Here is an 18659-nt window from a genome sequence, read left to right on the forward strand (position 1 = left end):
TCAGCGCAGCGCCCCCTGGGCTTTCATGACGCCCAGCTTCGCCTCGTCCATCCACCACAACCCGTCGCCCCGCGAATAGGGCGGCTGTTCCGGCGGTCGGCCGAAGACATCCCAATAAGCGACCAGATACTTGCCGCTATACCAGTTCGGCACCCAGATCTGCTTGAACCGCAGCACCCGGTCCAGCGCCTTGGCGCGCACGGTCAGTTCCTCGCGGGTTTTCGAGGCGATGACCAGTTCGACCAGGTCGTCCAGCACCGGATCGGCAACCCCGCTGAGATTGGCCGAGCCCTTGGCATCGGCGGATTCGGTGGTGAAGAACTGGCGCAATTCGACCGAAGGGGTTTGCGACATCACGAAACGACCACTGATGATGTCGTATTCGAAATCCTCTTGCCGCTGCTGCATCTGGGCCGCGTCGATATGGGTCAGCCGCGCGTCGATGCCCAAGGCCCTGAGGTTGGCGATATAGGGGTTCAGCACGCGATCGAACGAAGGCTGATCCTCGATGAACTCCAGCGTGAACACCTGCCCCTTGTCATTGCGGCGCAGCCCGCCCTCGCCCACTTTCCAGCCCGCCTCGTCCATCAGGGCAGAGGCCTGGCGCAGGATCTTGCGATCAAGCTGCCGCAGCTTGCCGGTCGCGGGGTCTGTCGCCTCGTAAACCGGCGGCTCGTAGGCCGGTTCGGTGAAGATTTCAGGCGGCAGCCGGTCGCGGAATTGCTCCAGCACCGCAAGTTCCTCGCCCTCTGGCACGCCTTCGGCTTGCAGGGGCGAGTTTTCAAAGAAGCTGTCGGTGCGTTTGTAAAGATCGAAAAACAGCGTCTGGTTCGACCATTCGAAGTTGAACATCATGCCCAGCGCCTGCCGCACCCGCGGATCGGCAAACTTCTCGCGCCGCAGGTTGAACCAGAACCCCTGCGTGCCCGAGGGGTTGTTGTCGGCCAGTTCCTCGCGCTTGACCCAGCCCTTCTTCAGCGCCGGGAAATCATAGGCCGTGGCCCAGATCAGCGAGGAAAACTCCTGCTGCAACAGATAGCCGCCGGATTTGAACGCCTCGAACGCCGCCGTGGTATCGGCGTAATATTCGTAGGTGTAGCAGTCGAAATTCGCGCCCCCGATGTTCACCGGCAGGCTGGCACCCCAGTAATCGGGGTTGCGGCAATAGGTGATCGACCGTCCGGGCTTCACGTCCTTCACCACAAACTGACCCGAGCCGACCGGCGGCACCAGCGTCGAGGCGGTGAAATCCACCTTATCGTAATAATGTTTCGGCAGGATCGACAGCCCCCCCGCCAGTGCGGGCAGGTCACGGGTGGCGACGCCGGGCCGGAAGGTGAACTTCACGCGATGCGGGTCCAGCGCCTCGACCTTTTCAATGTCCTTCAGCGCCACCTTGTAGCTGGGCGCGCCCTTGTCCAGCAGCACCTCGTAGGTGAACACCACATCCGCCGCCGTGATCGGCTCACCATCCGAAAAGGTTGCCTCGGGGCGCATGTTGAAGATCACCCACGACCTGTCTTCGGGGTATTCGAGGCTGGACGCCACCAGCCCGTAAGAGGCATCGGGTTCGTCGGGCGAACCGCTCATCAGGCTGTCATAAAGCAGCCCCAGCCCCTGCGCAGGTTCGCCTTTCAGGATGAAGGGATTCAGGCTGTTGAAGGTAGAGCTGGCGCCGGTGCCACGAAAGCTCATGGTGCCGCCCTTGGGCGCATCCGGGTTCACATAGTCGAAATGCGCGAAATCGACCGGATATTTCAGATCCCCGAAGGTCGAGATGCCATGCGCATGGATCACCTTTTCCTCGGCCGAAACAGGCGCTGCCGCCACAACCGCCAGCAACCCCGGCCCGATCACCCGCATCGGATGAAACTTGCGGCGGATCGGGCGGGCTGGGGTGTGCGGCATGAAACTCTCCTGCGGCCTTCTTGGCGTGCGTTTGGCCTGAGAGTAACGGAAATTCCCCTGCCCTCAAGGCGCGTTTGCGTTATCCGGGGCGCGTTTGCGTTATCCGTCGTGAATGCCGCAAATGAAAAGGCCACCCGCAAGGGGTGGCCCGACCATTGCGCAAGAAGCGCGGGATCACGGATGTGCGGTCGCCAGCCAGGCGATCAGATTCGCACGGTCGTCGATCTTCGGCAGACCGGCGAAGGACATCTTGGTGCCCGGCGCATAGCCTTTCGGGTTGGTCAGGAAATGTTCCAGATTCTCGGGGGTCCAGGTGTCGCCCGCCATCGCCTTCAGCGCATCCGAATAGCCGAAGCCCTCGACCGAGGCTTTCGCACGGTTCACGACGCCGTCCAGATGCGGGCCGGTGCTGTTGGTGCCATCGACCTTGTGGCAGGCCTTGCATTTGGCGAAAACCTTCTCGCCCTTGGCCGGATCGGCGGCGGCATAGACTTCGTCCCACGAGGGGCCGGCCTCTGCGCCTGCGTCACCTGCGCCGCCGGCATCGGCGACCTCGATCACATAGCTTTGCGATTCTTCGCCTTCGCCATGGCCACCTTCCATCGAATACAGCGCCGTGGCAGCCCAGTTGCCCAGAAGGAACACGAGCAGCGACCCGCAGACCGCACCCAGCACCTTCGTGAAAGTCATCGTGTCGAACATGTCGCGTCCCGTTTTGGCATGAAGCTGAGGGGGCTTCTATCCGCTTCCCCGCACGGGTTTCAAGGTGTAGTAGCACCTCCGGCCCCGTAAATGCGGCGATTTGACCACGCGAGGGGCAGGAAGGAAAGCAGACATGACCGGACGCATCGCTTTTCAGGGGGAACTGGGCGCCTATTCGCATCAGGCCTGCGCACAGGCGCGCCCCGGATTCACCCCGGTGCCCTGCACCACCTTCGAGGATGTGGTGGAGATGACGCGCGCGGGCGAGGTGGATCTGGGGATGCTGGCGGTGGAAAACTCCACCTACGGCCGGGTCGCCGACGTGCACAGCCTGCTGCCCAAGGCCGGGCTGCATATCGTGGACGAGGCCTTCGTCCGGGTGCACGTCAACCTTCTGGGTGTCAGGGGCGCAAAGCTGGACGAGGTGCGCGAGGCGCATGGCCATGTGGTGATCCTGCCGCAATGCGCGCAGTTCCTGCGCGAGCGTAGCATCCGGGGCGTCGTCAGCAGCGACAATGCCCGCGCCGCCCGTGAAGTGGCCGAGGCAGGCAATCCGGCCCGCGCCGCGCTGGCCAGCGAGCTGGCGGCCGAAATCTATGGTCTGGACGTGCTGGCCCGCCATATCGAGGATCAGGCCAACAATACCACCCGCTTCCTTGTGATGAGCCGCACCCCCGACCACAGCCGCCGCGCCGCGCGGATGATCACGACCTTCACCTTCCGCGTCCGCAACATTCCCGCCGCACTGTACAAGGCAATGGGCGGCTTTGCGACCAACGGCGTCAACATGACCAAGCTGGAAAGCTATATGGTCGGCGGCAGCTTCACGGCGACCGAGTTCTATGCCGACATCGAGGGCCATCCCGAGGATGCGCATGTGGCCCGCGCGTTGGAGGAGCTGCGCTATTTCACCACGAACATGAACATTCTGGGGGTCTACCCGGCCGATGAAAGCCGGGTCTGATCCGGGACCGGGGCCGCATCCGGCGGCCCCCTGCTCTCAGCGGCGGATGCGGTAGCGCTCTTCGATCTCGTTGCAGATCAGACCAACCCGCGCCTCGTATTTCCGTTCGATCTTGTTGCGCGCCAGTTTCATCGACTGGATGAACACCCGCGCCGCCAGCGTGCGCGGCTTCACCTCGGAGGTGATGGTCACGCGGGTGCGGCGCGACGACAGTTCGACGAAATCCAGCGTGACGCCTGCGTCAAAGGTGGTGGCGATGATCTGGAAACCCAGATTGTTTGGCTGGTCCACCGAGACCAGCTTGACCGCCACACGGCGCGGGCGGCTGCGGTAGACGAAGCTGACATTCCACACCATGCCTGGCGCGAAGCCCTGAATCCGGTCGGACCGCACCACCTCGGCCCCGCGGCGCATGGCAGACCGTTCCCAGTGTCCGGTATCGGCAAAGGCGCCATAGACGAAATCCAGCGGCGCCTCGATGTCCTCGCGTGTGGTCAGCTTCATTCAGTCCTGCCTCTCCGGGGCTGCCGCTTGTCCCCTTTTGCCTGTTATCGTGTAAGTTTCCGATTAAAGAAGTCGGTCTGCAAGCCAGTTCGACAGCAGAAAATGCGCAATCGAGCCCTTGCGGGCCGGATGTATCAGAGGATGCGCGCCAGCCATCGCCTCCATCAGTTCCTCGCGGCTTACCCACAAGGCATCTTCCAGTTCGACCGGGTCCAGCGTGATCGTCTCGCTGAGCGCCTCGCCCGCACAGCCGATCATCAGCGAGGCCGGAAAGGGCCAGGGCTGACTGGCAAGGTAGCGCACCGCACCGACGCGGATGCCGGTTTCCTCGGCCACCTCGCGGCGCACGGCGGCCTCGACCGTCTCGCCCGGCTCCATGAAACCGGCAAGGCAGGAGTACATTCCCTCGGGCCAGCCCGGCGAGCGGCCCAGCAGCGCCCGGTTGCCCCGCGTGATCAGCATGATCACCACAGGATCGGTGCGCGGAAAATGCTGGGCGCCGCATTGCGCGCAGGCACGTTGCCAGCCCGCATTGACCATCTCGGTCGCGGCGCCGCAGGCCGCGCAGAACCCGTGAGAATTGTGCCAGCCCAGGATCGCCCGCGCCGTCGCGGCCAGCTCGGCCTCTCGCGCTGTCAGCCGCGTCATCTCGGCCCGCAATTCGGCAAAGCCCTGGTCTGCCGCAAGTTGCGGGTGACGGATGCGGCTTTGATCCAGAAAGGCGGGTGTCGGCGCCCCTTCGGCAGGCACCCAGCCCGGCAGGTCGACCGCGAAGCGCGCAATGCCGTCGTCCAGCCCAAGAAAGACCGGCGCCGGAAGGCCTGCGACAAGCGGATGATCGGCAGCCACCCAGACCAATCCGCCCGTATCCGCCACCGGAATGCGCCCGCGCCACAGCACCAGCACCTGCCCGCCCCCGGCGCGCAGCCGGGTCAGCGCCTCGGCATCGCCGCGCAGATGCGCCGCGCGATCCAGCCCCGAGCCGCCGAAAGTCACGGTTTCCGAATGGCGCATCCGATCCTCCCGCGCGCTGCCCTGCGCCGCTTTCTGGCACGAGCCGGGGCATGACGCAAACCCGCAACGACAGGACTGCGCCAATCGCAACCCAGAGTGGAAATATTCTCGTTGCAAGATTGACAGCCGCAAAGTCCCACCGGCTAGATAGGCCGTTAGACAGACCCAAAGTCATTTCCCGCATCCGCTATCATGCGGAGAAAACAGGAAAAGCATGCCCTCAGACCGCAACGCGCCGGTGCCCGCGCCTGCTGCTTCGCCCCTCACCGCACGGCTGCGCATTCTGGCCACGACCGATGTGCATTCGCATGTTCTGGGCTATGATTATTACGCGGATGAGGAGCGGGACGATATCGGGCTCGCTCGGGTTGCGACCCTGATCGCGCAGGCCCGCGCCGAGGCGCCGGACAGTCTGCTGTTTGACAATGGCGATTTCCTGCAAGGCAATCCGCTGGGCGATTTCGCGATGCAGCAAGTGCTCACGCCCGACAGCGGCCCGCATCCCGCGCTGATCGCGATGAACCACCTTGGCTATGACGCTGCTACGCTGGGCAATCACGAATTCAACTTCGGGCTGGAGCGGCTGATGGCGGCGCTGAAGGCCGCACGGTTTCCGGTCGTGACCGCAAATGTGACCTGCAGGCAGCCCACCGCGCCGCTGCTGCCGCCGTGGTGTCTGCTGCGGCATGAACTGACCGGGTCGGATGGCCAGCGACATGCGATCCGAATCGGAGTCATCGGTTTCGTGCCCCCTCAGATCGTGCAATGGGACCGGAATATTCTGGAGGGGCGCGTAGAGACGCAGGATATTCTCGCCTCTGCGGCCGCGCAGGTGCCGGAATTGCGTGCGGCCGGGGCGGATATCGTGATCGCGCTGGCGCATTCCGGGCTTGGCCCCGCCGATGCCGGGTTCAATGCCGAGCATGCCGCGACCGACCTTGCGCGTTTTCCGGGGATAGATGCGATCATCGCGGGGCACAGCCATCTGCCCTTTCCGGGGCCGGGATATCCTGTCGCCCCCGGCATGGATCTGAAGCGCGGGCTGGTTTTCAGGCGGCCTGTGGTGCTGCCGGGCCACTACGCCTCCCATCTGGGGGTGATCGACCTTGACCTTGCGCATGACCCGAGGCGGGGCTGGCAGGTGACGCAGGGCCATGCGCACCTGCGACCCTCCGCCGGAATATCCCCGGACCCATCCCTCACCGCTGCGGTTGCGGCGGATCATGCCGCGATACTGACCCATATCCGTCGCCCCGCCGGTCAGACCGCCGTGGCCCTGCACAGCTACTTTGCCACGATCACGCCCTCGGCCGCACTGGATGTGGTCGCCGAGGCACAGGCCAGCTATGTGCGTCACCAGCTTCGGGACCGGCCCGAAGCCGATCTGCCCCTGCTGTCTGCCGCCTCTCCGTTCAAGGCGGGTGGACGCGGCGGTCCCGGTAACTATACCGACATTCCCGCAGGCCCGCTTGCCCTGCGGAATATCGCGGATCTTTACATCTACCCGAACACGATTGCCGTCTTGCAGCTGAGTGGGGCGGAAATCGCTGACTGGCTGGAAAACGCGACCGGCATCTACCGCGAGATCGCGCCCGGCAGCCGGGATACCCCACTGATCGACGAGGATTTCCCGAGCTATAACCATGATCACATCCTCGGCCTGAGCTATCGGATCGACCTCAGCCAGCCCGCCCGTTACGACCGCCATGGCGCGCTGGTGCATCCCGGGGCCCGGCGCATCCAGGACCTGTGCCATCAGGGACAGCCGGTGCGGCCCGGGCAGACCTTCCTGCTGGCGACCAACAGCTACCGCGCGGCAGGCTGCGGCGGCTATCTCGCGGCGTGGCCCGAACGTATGGTGCCCGAACGTCTGGTGGATGTGGGCCACGCCATGATCCGCGACATCCTGCTGCGCCATTTCGCCAGCCCCCCTGCCACCGCCAGCCAGACGACTTCCTTCAGCTTTCTGCCGCTGCCTGGCACCAGCGTGACCTTCGACACCGCACCCGAGGCCACCCGTCATCTGGCAGAGGTGGCCCATCTGCACCCGGAACCTCTTGGCACCACCCCCGAAGGCTTCGCCCGCTTCCGTCTGCACCTGTGATCGGCTAGACCTCGGACGCGAAACGGGCCAGCGACGGGGAATGCGATGTTCGATGCGGTGATCTTCGATCTGGACGGCACATTGATCGACACGGAATCCGTCGCCATGCGGACCGGGCGCGGCGTTCTGTCCGATATGGGGCTGATCGCGGGTGACGATCTGTTCCACGATCTGATCGGCAAGGACGGCCCCAGCGGCCAGCTTCTGCTGCAGGCGTGGTTTCCGCAGACGGATGTCGCCGATCTTGTCCGGCGCTGGGATGCCGCCTTCCACGCCGCCCTCGACGGTGATGTGCCCCTGAAGCCCGGCGCCCGCGAGATTCTGGAGCTTATCAACCTGCCGATGGCACTCTGCACCTCTTCGGCGCGCGAAAGCGGCCTGCGCAAGCTGGAGATGGCGGGCCTGTCGCGCCATTTCCGCCATGTCATCACCCGCGATGACGTGAGCGCGCCAAAGCCGCATCCCGAGCCATATCTGCTGACCGCCGCGCGGCTGGGTGTCGCCCCAGCGCGCTGTCTGGTGTTCGAGGACAGCGAAACCGGCGCCCGCTCCGCCCGCGAGGCAGGCTGCGTAGTGGTGCAGGTGCCTGACATCCTGCCGACTGAGGGGGTTCATGCCAATCATGTGGCCGAAAACCTGCTGGAAGGCGCACGTCTGGCCGGGGTGATCTGACATGAGCAGCCGCTGGATCAGGCGCCTTCTGACTGCCGCCGCGCTCCTTGCCTTGCTGGCGGTGCTGGGGTCGGCATGGTTTGCGCATCGGCTGATGGTCGAGGTACTGACCGGCCGCGCCTTCTCGGCGCTGGCTCAGCCTGAAATAGACGATCCGCTGAAAATCGGCTATCGCGGCGATCCGGGGCGCGCTTTCGGGATGGCATGGCAGGACGTCGAACTGGAGACGCCGCTGGGCCCCGCCCCCGCATGGTTCATCCCTGCCCCCGGCGCAGATGGCAAACGGCTTGCGATCTTCGTTCATGGGATCGGCGGTGCGCGCGAGGACGGCTACCCCTTCCTGCCGCAACTGCATCAGGCGGGTCTGCCCGTTCTGCTGATCACCTATCGCAACGACGCGGGCGCCCCGCCCGCCCCTGACGGCCTGCATGCCTTCGGCCTGACCGAATGGCGCGACCTGGAGGCGGCTTATGACTGGGCGAAAAGTCAGGGCTATGACTCGGTACTGCTGGTCGCAGCCTCGATGGGGGGCAGCATCGCCGGACAGTTTCTGGCCCGGTCCGACCGTGCCGGGATGACCGCTGGCGTGGTTCTGGATGCCCCCGCGCTGGATTTTCCCGCCACACTGCGCCACATCACCCGCCGGATGGCGCTGCCTCTGGGTGGGATCGGAACCGCGCTGGCCCTGCCCGCCTTCGGCTTCAGCCACGGGCTTGATCTGTCACAGGCGCGGGTGACAAATGCCTTTATCGCCTTCAAGGGTCCGCTGCTGATCTTTCATGGCGAGGCGGACCGGATCGTACCCCCTGAAACCAGCAAGGCCCTGCTGGCCGCACGCGGCGGCGACACCGTTCTGGTTCTCACCCCCGGCGACCACCTGCAAAGCCGCGACACCGCGCCCGAGCGGTTCAGGACCGCCCTGGCCAAGCTGATCGCCGCCCTGCCCCGCTAAACGCGAGGGCTTGCAGAATCCCGCCACCTTGCCTATGTGATGCCTCGAGAGGTTGGCGCGGGCGAGCGCCTCGCCAACCCGGTCAGGTCCGGAAGGAAGCAGCCGTAACGAGCCCCGCTTGGGTCGTTGTCCAGCCTCTCACCCAATTCCCCCTAAGCCATTGACGCGAAATAGCACCCCCGACCTCAGGGGTTTTACGCCATTTCTACCGGCCTCCAGGGCAGGTTCGGGAAAGTGAATGTCCTGAACCGCCCTGCACAGATCGCGCATCCAGACGGTTTCGATGCGCCGCTGACGGTCTGCGAGATATCCCCGCCCGCAGCCTGATGGCCCGGATGGTATTCCGCGCAGGCTGCAAAAGCCGGAAGCGGGGTTTCGAACCAACGCATGGCCGCGCAAAGGGATGAAACAGGCCGGGCATGCAGGTTCTGACCGCATGCAAAAAGCCCCGCCATGCAGGCATGGCGGGGAGGTGTGCCCCCGGCGGACCGGAGCACAGGCGTAACTTTTGAGCTTATGGGAAACGGCGCCTCAGTGATGCTGACGCTCGTCAGCCTCCATCTCGGCGCGGATCTGCTGGCGCAGGATATCAATGGGGATCATCTTGCCGTCCCGCTTGAAGTGCCAGTAGGTCCAGCCATTGCAGGAAGGCGCCTTTTCATAGGCCGCCCCGACCTGATGGATCGAGCCCTTGACCTCGTTCCCGATCAGCGTGCCATCGGCGCGGACCTTGGCCTTGAAGCGGTTGCCGACGGAATAAAGCTCTTCCCCCGGACGCAGCATGCCACGTTCGACCACCTGACCAAAGGGCACACGCGGCTCGGCCCGCTTGCTGCCGGTCACTTCCAGCCCCGAGGCATCGAACTTGCGGATGCGCGCGATACGTTCGGTGGCAACCTTGCGGTAGCTTTCCTCCCGCTCGATTCCGATGAAATCACGGCCCAGCATCTTGGCCACCGCGCCGGTGGTGCCCGTGCCGAAGAATGGGTCCAGCACCACATCGCCGGGGTTGGTGGTGGCGATCAGGATGCGGTGCAGCAGGCTTTCAGGCTTCTGCGTCGGATGCGCCTTGTCGCCGTTTTCATCCTTCAGCCGTTCATGCCCGGTGCAGATCGGCAGCACCCAGTCGCTGCGCATCTGCACACCGTCATTGAGCGCTTTCAGCGCCTCGTAGTTGAAGGTGTATTTGGCCGCCTCATCGCGGCTGGCCCAGATCAGCGTTTCATGCGCATTGGTCAGACGCTTGCCGCGGAAGTTGGGCATCGGGTTGGTCTTGCGCCAGACCACATCGTTCAGCATCCAGTAACCCGCATCCTGCATGGCGACGCCGACGCGGAAGATGTTATGATAGCTGCCGATCACCCAGATCGCGCCGGTCGGCTTCAGCAGGCGCCGCGCAGCGGTCAGCCAGTCGCGGGTGAAACGGTCGTAGGCCGAGAAGCTGGAGAACTGGTCCCAGTGATCATCGACCGCATCCACCTTGCTGTTGTCGGGACGATGAAGCTCGCCCTTCAGCTGAAGGTTATAGGGCGGATCTGCGAAAATCAGATCCACCGAGCCAGCCGGAAGGCTGTTCATGGCCTCGATACAGTCACCGGCAATGATCTGGTTAAGCGGCAGGCCGGGGGCCTCCGCACGGGTCTTCTTGATCGTCATTACTGCCTCGGTCTGCGGCCTCTGCGGGCCGTTATCTTGTGTCCCAAGATGAGTCAGAGACGATTCCCCGTCAAATTCTTTTTTGAATCAACTAGTTATAGAAACGTCTTGATACAAGATATTGTGGACCGGGCGGAACGAACGCCTATGATGAGGGGTCACCCCAAAATCTAGAAGCGCCTGAAGGTGGTCCCTGGTCGGGTAACCGGCATTGCGCTCCCAGCCGTAGCCGGGGTGCTGTTGCGCCAAATCCACCATGATGTGATCGCGTGCCACTTTGGCAACAATCGAGGCGGCTGCGATGGACAGGCTGCGCCCGTCCCCCTTCACCACGGCCTGTCCCGCGCAGGGGAGGCCGGGGGGCAGGCGGTTGCCATCGACCAGAACGAAGCCCGGCGCCACGGCCAGCGCGGCGACAGCGCGGCGCATGGCCAGAAAGCTGGCCTGAAGGATATTGAGCGCGTCGATCTCCTCGACGCTCGCGTGACCGATGCCGACCAGTGCCGAAGCCTGAATTTCTTCGGCGAGCCGTTCGCGAGTCGCAGATGACAGGGTCTTGCTGTCGGATATGCCTTCCGGCAGATGCGCGTGATCGAGAATCACAGCCGCTGCGGTGACAGGCCCGCAAAGCGGACCACGCCCGACTTCATCCACCCCGGCAATCGGGCCGGGGAAGCGGGACAGGGCCTCATCCTCAAGGCTCAGATCGGGAACCGGACGCGCCACGGATCAGACGTCACAGGCGCGATGCGCCGGTTCCGACAGTTCCAGCTTGCAGGTCGTCGTGGCATTTCCCTGCCCCGGAAGGGCGGACAGCGTCAGGGCAATCATCACCGCGAGTGCGGCCATCATGGTCAGGGCGAAACGGGTCTGCGGCGAAAGCCGCCCCCGGTGGCGGGGTTGGGTCATCTGAAATCTCCTGTTCTTCTGCTCTGCGTCGATGCCGGCGACTCATGGTTCGCCAGTCATTGCAGGCATATTCGCCCGGCGCCGCAAGACAGGCAATGACACGGCCGCGTTATCCGATAACAACGGCCAATCTCCGCTCAGGTTATTGAATTACAGGCGCTTCCCCCTCAGTATGCAAAGACCCTAACCGGAGCCTGCGCCATGATCCGCGTTCTTCTTGCAGCCGCCCTTGCCTGCCTTGTCGCCATGCCTGCGGCTGCCGAATGCTATGCCGATTACAAGGCCAAGCAGGACAACCCGCTGCGCCTGCACTACGGCGTGGCGCAAGTTTCCGCCTGCAACAAGAAAGGCGCCCGCGCCGAACTGGCGCCGCGCCTTGCCGCGCAGGGCTGGAAGCTCTTAAATATCGTGTCCACCTTCGGCCCCGAGGGCCTCAATGAAAGGCGATCGAGTGCCGGAGATTACTTCCTCCGTTACTGAAAGTCTCCGCGCGGGGAACCGCACGGCCGCTTTCGGCGTCGCCGCCATTGTCGCGATTCTCGCCGCGGCGGCGGTGTTCCTGTTTCTCAGCCTGCCTGACGCCAATGCCTTCAATGCGCGGGTGGAAAAGCTCTTCGTCGAAAACGACGACCTGCGCACCCTGGCCGAGATCAAGCTGCTGGAGATCATCGCGCAATCCGGCACCACCTTTCAGGAGGTGCTGTCGAGCTATCGCATGGTCATCTTCGTGCTTCTGGTGTTTTCCGCCGGGTTGCTGGTGGCCTGTCTGGTGTTCCTGCTGACCATCGTGGGGCAAAACCGCCGGATGTCAGCCATTCAGCGGTCGGGTATCACCGTGTCGTCCCTGATGATCAGCCGGGAAAGCCGGGCGGTCTATATCAACGATCTGGAATTCAAGCTGACCGAGGCCGCCATCGAAACCCTGTCGGTGCTGGCCGAGGCACGGATGGATGACGAGGTGCTGACCGGCGCGCAGATCGAGGCGGTGATCTCGGGCCGGACCGAGGCGGATTGCGACGAGGCATCGGGCGCCACGCGGGTCAAGCGGCTGCGCGACGCGCTGGGGAACCAGTTGGTGTCGGAACTTCTGGTCAAGACCATCGCCCGGCGCGGCTATGTACTTTCGGTCGAGAAAGATACCATCCGCATGATCTGACGTTGGGGCACCCGCCCTGCCGGTGACGAAGGCTTGCACCGGCGGGCGGGTTCTGCGAAGCCTCCGCCATTCCCGGCAGGTCGGACCCGGCGTATTGGGGCATCGCAATGGACAAGCAATCCGAATTCTTCCTCGTGCTGCATGAATGGCTGGACCCGGCGGTCGAGACGGCAAAGCTCTGGCTGCTGTCGCCCGCCGCCTGGTCGCAATTCGCCCTGCTGATCGTGGCCTTCATGGCCGCGCGGCTGCTGACGCTGCGGACCCAGCCGCTGTTCATGCGGCTGATCACCCCGCCGGAGGGGAAGACCGGCTATATGGTCACGGCGCGCCTGTTCGCCAGCCGCTTCCTGCCGCTTCTGCTGCCGCTATTCGCCTGGGCTTTCACCGCTCTGGGAGAAGAGATCACCCGCTCGCTGTTCGGCTCGGGTGCCGTTATCGCCTTTGGCAAGCGCATCTTCCTGTTCCTCGCCGCCCGGATCTTCGTGCGCGAAGTGCTGCGTGACAGCTTCCTGCGGCTGTTGGGTCGCTATGTCCTGATTCCGGTCGCCGCGCTTTATGCGCTTGGCATCCTGGACGAGATTTCGCTGCGGCTGGAAGAAACCATCATCGCTTTCGGCAACATCCGCTTCTCGGTCATGGCACTGATCCGGGGGCTGATCGCGGGATCGCTGCTGTTCTGGCTGGGCGCCTGGTCGAACCGGCAGAGCGCCGATTACATCAAGAAACAGGAAGAGCTGCGCCCGGCCACCCGCGAACTGGCGGTGAAGGCAACCGAGGTTATGATCTTCGGCGCCTCGTTCCTGCTGCTGATGTCGATCATGGGCATCGACCTGACCGCCGTCGCGGTTCTGGGCGGTGCGCTGGGTGTCGGGATCGGCCTTGGCCTGCAACAGATCGCCGCGAACTTCGTGTCCGGCATCATCCTGCTGCTGGAAGGCCAGACCACTGTCGGCGATTATGTGGAACTGGACGGCGGCGAAAAGGGCACCATCGTCCGGATGACTGCCCGCGCCTGCATTCTGGAAACCTTCGATGGCAAATGGATCGTGGTGCCGAATGACCATTTCATCACCTCGCGCGTGGTCAACTATTCCGATCAGGGGTCAGCCAACCGTTACGAGGCAGAGTTCTCGGTCAGCTATGACACCGATATCAACAAGGTGCCGGAGATCATCGAGGCGGCAGTCGCCGCGCTGCCCTTCGTGCTGACCGAACCCGACGGGCCCGATTGCGAGTTGCGTGGCTTTGGCGAAAGTTCTGTCGATTTCGCGGTGGAATACTGGGTCAACGGCATTGACGATGGCAAGAACCGCTTCGGATCACCCGTGCTGTTCGCCATCTGGAACGCGCTGAAGGACAACGGGATCGAGATGCCCTTCCCGCAGCGCGTGGTCCATATCCGCAACGCAGGCGCCGAGGCCGCGGGGGCATGAGGGCGCTGGTCATCGGCGCCGGTCCGGCCGGGCTGATGGCAGCCGAGGCGCTGGCCGATGCGGGGCATGCAGTCGTGGTGGCAGAGGCCAAGCCCTCTCCTGCGCGCAAGCTGCTGATGGCGGGGAAATCCGGGCTGAACGTGACGAAGGACGAGCCGCTGCCCGCCTTCGCCGCGCAGTACGATGCCGGATGGTTGGCACCGCTGCTGGCCGCCTTTGGCCCCGAACAAGTGAAGAACTTCTGTCGCGGGTTGGGGCAAGAGGTCTTCACCGGCTCGTCGGGCCGGGTGTTTCCGGTGGCTCTGAAAGGTTCACCGCTGCTGCGGGCCTGGCTGGAGCGGTTGGCACGGAAGGGCGTGGACCTGCGCCGCCGTTGGCGCTGGACCGGATTTGATGGTGATGCGCTGATTTTCGACACCCCGGACGGCCCGCAAGCGCTGCGCCCTGCCATCACCGTGCTGGCGCTTGGCGGCGCAAGCTGGCCCCGGCTGGGGTCAGACGCGGCCTGGCTGCCCTGGCTGGCCGCGCGGGGCGTGAAGATAACGCCCTTCGCCCCGGCGAACATGGGCTTTTGCATGGGCTGGTCCCCCCATATGACGCGGCATTTCGGCCAGCCGGTCAAGGGCGCCTGCCTGATTGCGGGCGACCGGCGCGAGCGGGGCGAGTTCGTGATCTCTGCCCGCGGGCTTGAAGGCGGCGGGATCTACACAATCAGCCGCGCCTTGCGGTTGGGGGCACCTCTGGCGCTGGATCTGTTTCCCGATCTGACACTGGCGGCACTGCGCGACCGGCTGGCGCGGATGAGACCGGGCGAAAGCGCCAGCAACCGGCTGCGCAAGCTGGGATTGCCGCCCGCGACGACCGCGCTGGTGATGGAACTGGCCCGTCCCCTGCCCGCCGATCTGGCCCCCCTGCTGAAGCATCTGCCGGTGCCCCATACAGGCCCCCGCCCGCTGGACGAGGCGATATCCTCGGCGGGGGGCATCGCGCGCGCGGCCCTCACCGATGATCTGGAGTTGAAAGCCCTGCCAGGCCTTTTTGCCGCCGGAGAAATGCTGGACTGGGAGGCGCCGACCGGCGGCTATCTGCTGACCGCAAGCTGGGCCACCGGCCTTCATGCGGGGCGCGCGGCGGCGCGGCGGCTGGCGAGCATCCCGATATCGTGAGGTCGGCTATGCCGCAGCCGCTAGTCCTTGACGCTGCGCGCCCGGCTCCTTACGTTTCTTGCCTGACAGATTCCCTTGGAGAACGATCATGGGCGCCGCAACCGTAGCCGTCACCGATGCCACCTTCGATGAAGAAGTCCGCAAATCGCCGATCCCGGTCGTGGTGGATTTCTGGGCCGAATGGTGCGGCCCGTGCCGCCAGATCGGCCCGGCGCTGGAGGAACTCGCCACTGAATATGCGGGCAAGGTGAAGATCGTGAAGGTCAATGTCGACGAAAACCCCGACAGCCCGGCTGTTCTGGGTGTGCGCGGCATTCCGGCGCTGTTCCTGTTCAAGGACGGGCAGGTGGTGTCGAACAAGATCGGCGCCGCGCCGAAAGCCGCGCTGGCGAACTGGATCAGCTCGGCCATCTGATTTCGCGCTGAATTTCGGAAAGGGCGGTCCTTCGGGGCCGCCTTTTTTATGCGGGTGTTCTGGCGACTGGCCAGCCCTGGGCCTTAAGAAGCGCCGCGATCCGGGCCGGGGCGTCGGGGGCCTGCGCGTCAATCGCCTCGTGCCGGAAGAACCACCACAGATATTCGGCCATGCGGTCTGGCGGCGCGGCCCCACGCGCGAAGGCGGCTTCGATCCCGTCGCGCAGGACCGAACCGGCAGTGTGGTGAAAGTCGATCCCGGCAAACAACACCGCACCCTTGCCCGCGATCATCGCCTGCAAGGCCACGCTGGAGTTTTGCGTGACCACATGATCGCAGCGGGCAAGCAGTTCGGCAGAAGGCGCCTCGACCAGACGGAAACGCGGGTCTGTCACCCCAGCCAGCGCGGCGCGCTCGGCCCGGGTATAGGTCTCGCCGGGATGCAGCGTCGCCACCACCGGCAAGGGTTGGCGGGCCAGCGTCTCGGCGATCATCGCCATCGGGCTCATGCTTTGGAACGAGCGGTGATCCAGCAGGCGGCCCTGCAAGGGCATGAAGACAAAGCCTTCGCGCGTGGACTCGCGCCCTGCCAGCACACGTTCGCGCAACCGCGCGTGGAAGGCTCGGGCGCGGGGCGGGATGCGGCTGTAATCAGGTGCCTTGCGCGCGACGGCGAAGTTCCAGCGCTCGTTGGTCGGCTCGATCCGCCAGAACGGATAGTAATAGGCGCGGCGCAGACACAACGTGCGCCGGTCCTGCGGTTCTTGCATATGGGTCAGGGTATAGCCGCCACGCGCGGACTGCTCTGCGCCTTCAGCCTCCGGGTGGTGATGCAGCGCCCAATCCGGCAGCGCCTCGATGATGCGGCTGAGGATATTGGTCTTGCCCGCTTCGTGATCGGCCCGCAGATGTGCGGGCAGATAGAGGTGGAGCGCCCGGTCAGCCATGGCCCAAGCGCGACAGCAGCGCCGCATGCAATCCCGGCGCCGCAGCGATCACCCCCGCCGCCTGCGGATGGGCGATATTGAACCGCAGCGGTTGGCCCAGCCGGTCAGTCACCGTGGCGCCCGCTTCGGCCGCGATCAGCGCCCCGGCGGCGATATCCCATTCCCAGGCATCGCGCAGCGTCAGCATGCCGTCGTGCCGCCCCTCTGCCACCAGACAGAGCCGATAGGCCAGCGAGGGGCGAAAGCTGCGTTTCAGGTCCGGCACCCCGCCGGGCCAGTGCTCCGGCGCCATGTTCGGCCCGGTGGTCAGCAGCGTCGCCCCTTCGACCCCGGCCCGGCCTGAGGCGCGGATCGGCGCATCGTTCTTCCGCGCCCCCTGCGCCAGTGCAGCCGTATAGGTGCGGTCCAGCGCCGGCAGATGGACCACACCCGCCACCGGGATGCCCTGCTCTACCACGGCCAGCGAAACGGCGAAGGTATCCTCGCCCGCGATGAAGGCACGGGTGCCGTCGATCGGGTCCAGAACGAACAGCCGCGCGGCAGCCAGCCGTTCGGGCGTGTCTGCGTCTTCCTCGGACAGCCAGCCGTAACCAGGACGCGTCTTCAAAAGCAAGTCGTGCAGCAGGGCGTTCACCGCCAGATCAGCCTCGCTGACAGGCCCCTGCCCCGGCTTTTCCCAGGATTTCGGCGCCTGCCGCCAGTATCGCATGGCCAGCGCACCCGCCTGCCGGGCCGCATCGGTGATCAGGACAAGGTCATCCTCATTGACCCGCAAGCGTCATCCCTTCCACCAGCAGGCTGGGCACGCGGGTTGACAAATGCGGCCGCGCATCATTGGCGGCGATCATCGACAGAAGCATGGTCCGCAGATTGCCCGCGATGGTGCATTCATTGACCGGGTAGGCGATCTCGCCATCCTCGACCCAGAAGCCGCTGGCGCCGCGCGAATAATCCCCCGTAGTCGGGTTGATGGTCGAGCCGATCATCGAGGTCACCAGAAGCCCGGTCCCCATCTGCCCGATCAGTTGCTTGCGCGTGGCGGTGCCCGGCGTCAGGTCGATGTTCGAGGTCGCGGGCGAAGGCGGCGACGTGGTGCCGCGCGCCGCATTGGCGGTGGAGGCCATACCAAGCTTGCGCCCGGTAGCCAGATCCAGCGTCCAGCCGGTCAGGATGCCGTTTTCCACAATGGCACGGCGCTGCGTCGGCAGCCCTTCGGCATCGAAAGGACGCGAGCCGGAAATCCGCGCGCGATGCGGGTCCTCGATCACCGACAGCCCCCTGGGCAACACCTGCTGCCCCAAAGCATCGCGCAGCCAGCTTGAGCCGCGCGCGATGGAGGCACCATTCACTGCCGAAAGAAGGTGGCCGATCAGACTTTGCGCGATCCGTTCGTCAAACAGCACATTATAGGTGCCGGTCGCCGGTTTGCGCGCCCCCGCCCGCGCCAGCGCACGTTCGGCGGCCAGGGCGCCGGTTTCCTCTGGCCGTGGCATGTCGGCGATATGGATGCGGGATTCCCCGGCCCAGTCACGCTCCATCCCCGTGCCCTCGCCGGTGAAAGCGACGGCGGAAACCGAGGTGGCGCTGCGGGCATAGCCACCGGAAAAGCCGTTGGTCGCGGCAAGGTGCATGCGGCGGCGCGAATGGCCGGCGGAAGCCTCCACCTGCCGGATGCCGGCGCGGGCCATGGCGGCGTCTTCTGCGGCACGGGCGGCCTGTTCCAGCGCGGCAGGGCTGGGTTCGGGCGCGTCATCGGCAAGATCCAGCGCCGCCAGATCCCAGTCGCGGGCGATCTGACCCGGATCAGCCAGCCCCGCGTAGGGGTCCGCCGGGGCCTCACGCGCCATGGCGACGGCGCGTTCCGCCACCTCGGCCAACGTGCGCGGTGAGGTATCCGAGACCGAAACACAGGCCTGCCGCCCGCCGATCAGCACGCGCAGGCCAAGGTCGATCTGTTCGGCCCGTTCCGCCTGTTCCAGCTTGCCCTGACGGATGTCGATGGACAGCGCCGTGCCCTCAACCGCCAGTGCATCGGCAGCCTCGGCGCCCGCCTTACGGGCCGCGTCGAGCAGAGCATGGGTCAGGGTAGCGAGATCGGTCATGGCATGTCCTTCCTGTGCAGGACCGAGCTAAGCCGCCCGGCGCCTGCGTGCAAGAC

At 65.1% G+C, this 18659-nt stretch carries 19 protein-coding genes and 1 other RNA gene; 10 read left to right on the forward strand and 10 right to left on the reverse strand.

All coding sequences use genetic code 11. From position 1 onward, the window contains the following. Together AO684_RS18635 and AO684_RS18640 are read right to left on the reverse strand one after the other, a co-directional pair. Positions 1-1908, reverse strand: a complete 1908-nt coding sequence (locus AO684_RS18635) for an extracellular solute-binding protein (RefSeq protein WP_054304241.1) — start codon at positions 1906-1908, stop codon at positions 1-3. A 174-nt stretch (positions 1909-2082) separates the two neighbouring features. After that, the gene (locus tag AO684_RS18640; RefSeq protein ID WP_054304242.1) at positions 2083-2610 is read right to left on the reverse strand and encodes a cytochrome c family protein; all 528 of its coding nucleotides are present in this window, start codon (positions 2608-2610) and stop codon (positions 2083-2085) included. A 133-nt stretch (positions 2611-2743) separates the two neighbouring features. On the opposite strand from AO684_RS18640, the gene AO684_RS18645 reads away from it, so the two are divergent. Further along, complete coding sequence (locus AO684_RS18645) at positions 2744-3574, forward strand: prephenate dehydratase (protein ID WP_054304243.1); 831 nt, start codon at positions 2744-2746, stop codon at positions 3572-3574. 36 nt (positions 3575-3610) lie between these two features. On the opposite strand, the gene AO684_RS18650 is transcribed toward AO684_RS18645, so the two are convergent. Then, positions 3611-4078: a hypothetical protein gene (locus tag AO684_RS18650; RefSeq protein WP_054304244.1), complete on the reverse strand. Its 468-nt coding sequence runs from the start codon at positions 4076-4078 to the stop codon at positions 3611-3613. 63 nt (positions 4079-4141) lie between these two features. Further along, positions 4142-5092, reverse strand: a complete 951-nt coding sequence (gene nudC / locus AO684_RS18655) for an NAD(+) diphosphatase (protein WP_054304245.1) — start codon at positions 5090-5092, stop codon at positions 4142-4144. Between the two features lie 214 nt (positions 5093-5306). Here nudC and AO684_RS18660 point away from each other — a divergent pair, with 214 nt between their 5' ends. From AO684_RS18660 to ffs, 4 genes are all read left to right on the forward strand, one after another. Then, a complete protein-coding gene (locus AO684_RS18660; RefSeq protein ID WP_054304246.1) occupies positions 5307-7196 on the forward strand; it encodes a bifunctional 2',3'-cyclic-nucleotide 2'-phosphodiesterase/3'-nucleotidase in 1890 nt (629 codons plus the stop codon). A 45-nt stretch (positions 7197-7241) separates the two neighbouring features. Next, positions 7242-7868 (forward strand): HAD family phosphatase, encoded by a 627-nt coding sequence (locus tag AO684_RS18665; RefSeq protein WP_054304247.1) that lies wholly within the window; start codon positions 7242-7244, stop codon positions 7866-7868. Position 7869: 1 nt separating this feature from the next. Then, complete coding sequence (locus AO684_RS18670; protein WP_054304248.1) at positions 7870-8820, forward strand: S9 family peptidase; 951 nt, start codon at positions 7870-7872, stop codon at positions 8818-8820. Positions 8821-8865: 45 nt separating this feature from the next. After that, an RNA gene (ffs, locus tag AO684_RS21430) (signal recognition particle sRNA small type) lies at positions 8866-8964 on the forward strand. Between the two features lie 387 nt (positions 8965-9351). Here the strand turns inward: ffs and AO684_RS18675 are convergent. The 3 genes from AO684_RS18675 to AO684_RS18685 all read right to left on the reverse strand — a co-directional run bounded on the left by AO684_RS18675 (position 9352) and on the right by AO684_RS18685 (position 11385). Further along, the gene (locus AO684_RS18675; protein WP_054304249.1) at positions 9352-10476 is read right to left on the reverse strand and encodes a site-specific DNA-methyltransferase; all 1125 of its coding nucleotides are present in this window, start codon (positions 10474-10476) and stop codon (positions 9352-9354) included. Positions 10477-10563: 87 nt separating this feature from the next. Beyond that, positions 10564-11202 (reverse strand): ribonuclease HII, encoded by a 639-nt coding sequence (locus AO684_RS18680; RefSeq protein ID WP_054304250.1) that lies wholly within the window; start codon positions 11200-11202, stop codon positions 10564-10566. A gap of 3 nt (positions 11203-11205) precedes the next feature. Next, positions 11206-11385, reverse strand: coding sequence for a hypothetical protein (locus AO684_RS18685; RefSeq protein WP_054304251.1), 180 nt, complete (start codon positions 11383-11385; stop codon positions 11206-11208). Positions 11386-11586: 201 nt separating this feature from the next. On the opposite strand from AO684_RS18685, the gene AO684_RS18690 reads away from it, so the two are divergent. From AO684_RS18690 to trxA, 5 genes are all read left to right on the forward strand, one after another. Continuing rightward, positions 11587-11865: a hypothetical protein gene (locus AO684_RS18690; protein ID WP_054304252.1), complete on the forward strand. Its 279-nt coding sequence runs from the start codon at positions 11587-11589 to the stop codon at positions 11863-11865. Next, entirely contained in the window at positions 11837-12541 is a 705-nt protein-coding gene (locus AO684_RS18695) for a response regulator transcription factor (protein ID WP_054304253.1), read from the forward strand. Before AO684_RS18690 ends, AO684_RS18695 begins: the two co-directional genes overlap by 29 nt. Before the next feature lie 107 nt (positions 12542-12648). Further along, entirely contained in the window at positions 12649-13974 is a 1326-nt protein-coding gene (locus tag AO684_RS18700; protein ID WP_054304254.1) for a mechanosensitive ion channel family protein, read from the forward strand. Then, complete coding sequence (locus tag AO684_RS18705) at positions 13971-15140, forward strand: TIGR03862 family flavoprotein (RefSeq protein WP_054304255.1); 1170 nt, start codon at positions 13971-13973, stop codon at positions 15138-15140. Before AO684_RS18700 ends, AO684_RS18705 begins: the two co-directional genes overlap by 4 nt. 88 nt (positions 15141-15228) lie before the next feature. Next, the gene (trxA, locus tag AO684_RS18710) at positions 15229-15555 is read left to right on the forward strand and encodes a thioredoxin (protein WP_054304256.1); all 327 of its coding nucleotides are present in this window, start codon (positions 15229-15231) and stop codon (positions 15553-15555) included. Positions 15556-15601: 46 nt separating this feature from the next. On the opposite strand, the gene AO684_RS18715 is transcribed toward trxA, so the two are convergent. Genes AO684_RS18715 through AO684_RS18725 form a run of 3 tightly spaced genes read right to left on the reverse strand, consistent with a single transcriptional unit; the run spans position 15602 to position 18603 of the window. Beyond that, complete coding sequence (locus AO684_RS18715) at positions 15602-16501, reverse strand: hypothetical protein (protein WP_054304257.1); 900 nt, start codon at positions 16499-16501, stop codon at positions 15602-15604. Continuing rightward, entirely contained in the window at positions 16494-17276 is a 783-nt protein-coding gene (locus AO684_RS18720) for a 3'(2'),5'-bisphosphate nucleotidase CysQ (RefSeq protein WP_255349806.1), read from the reverse strand. The genes AO684_RS18715 and AO684_RS18720 overlap by 8 nt, the downstream gene beginning before the upstream one ends. Then, entirely contained in the window at positions 17263-18603 is a 1341-nt protein-coding gene (locus tag AO684_RS18725) for a TldD/PmbA family protein (RefSeq protein ID WP_054304258.1), read from the reverse strand. Before AO684_RS18725 ends, AO684_RS18720 begins: the two co-directional genes overlap by 14 nt. Positions 18604-18659: the final 56 nt, after the last annotated feature.

It is taken from the genome of Gemmobacter sp. LW-1, assembly GCF_001303875.1.
In the GTDB taxonomy this organism is placed as follows: domain Bacteria; phylum Pseudomonadota; class Alphaproteobacteria; order Rhodobacterales; family Rhodobacteraceae; genus Gemmobacter; species Gemmobacter caeni.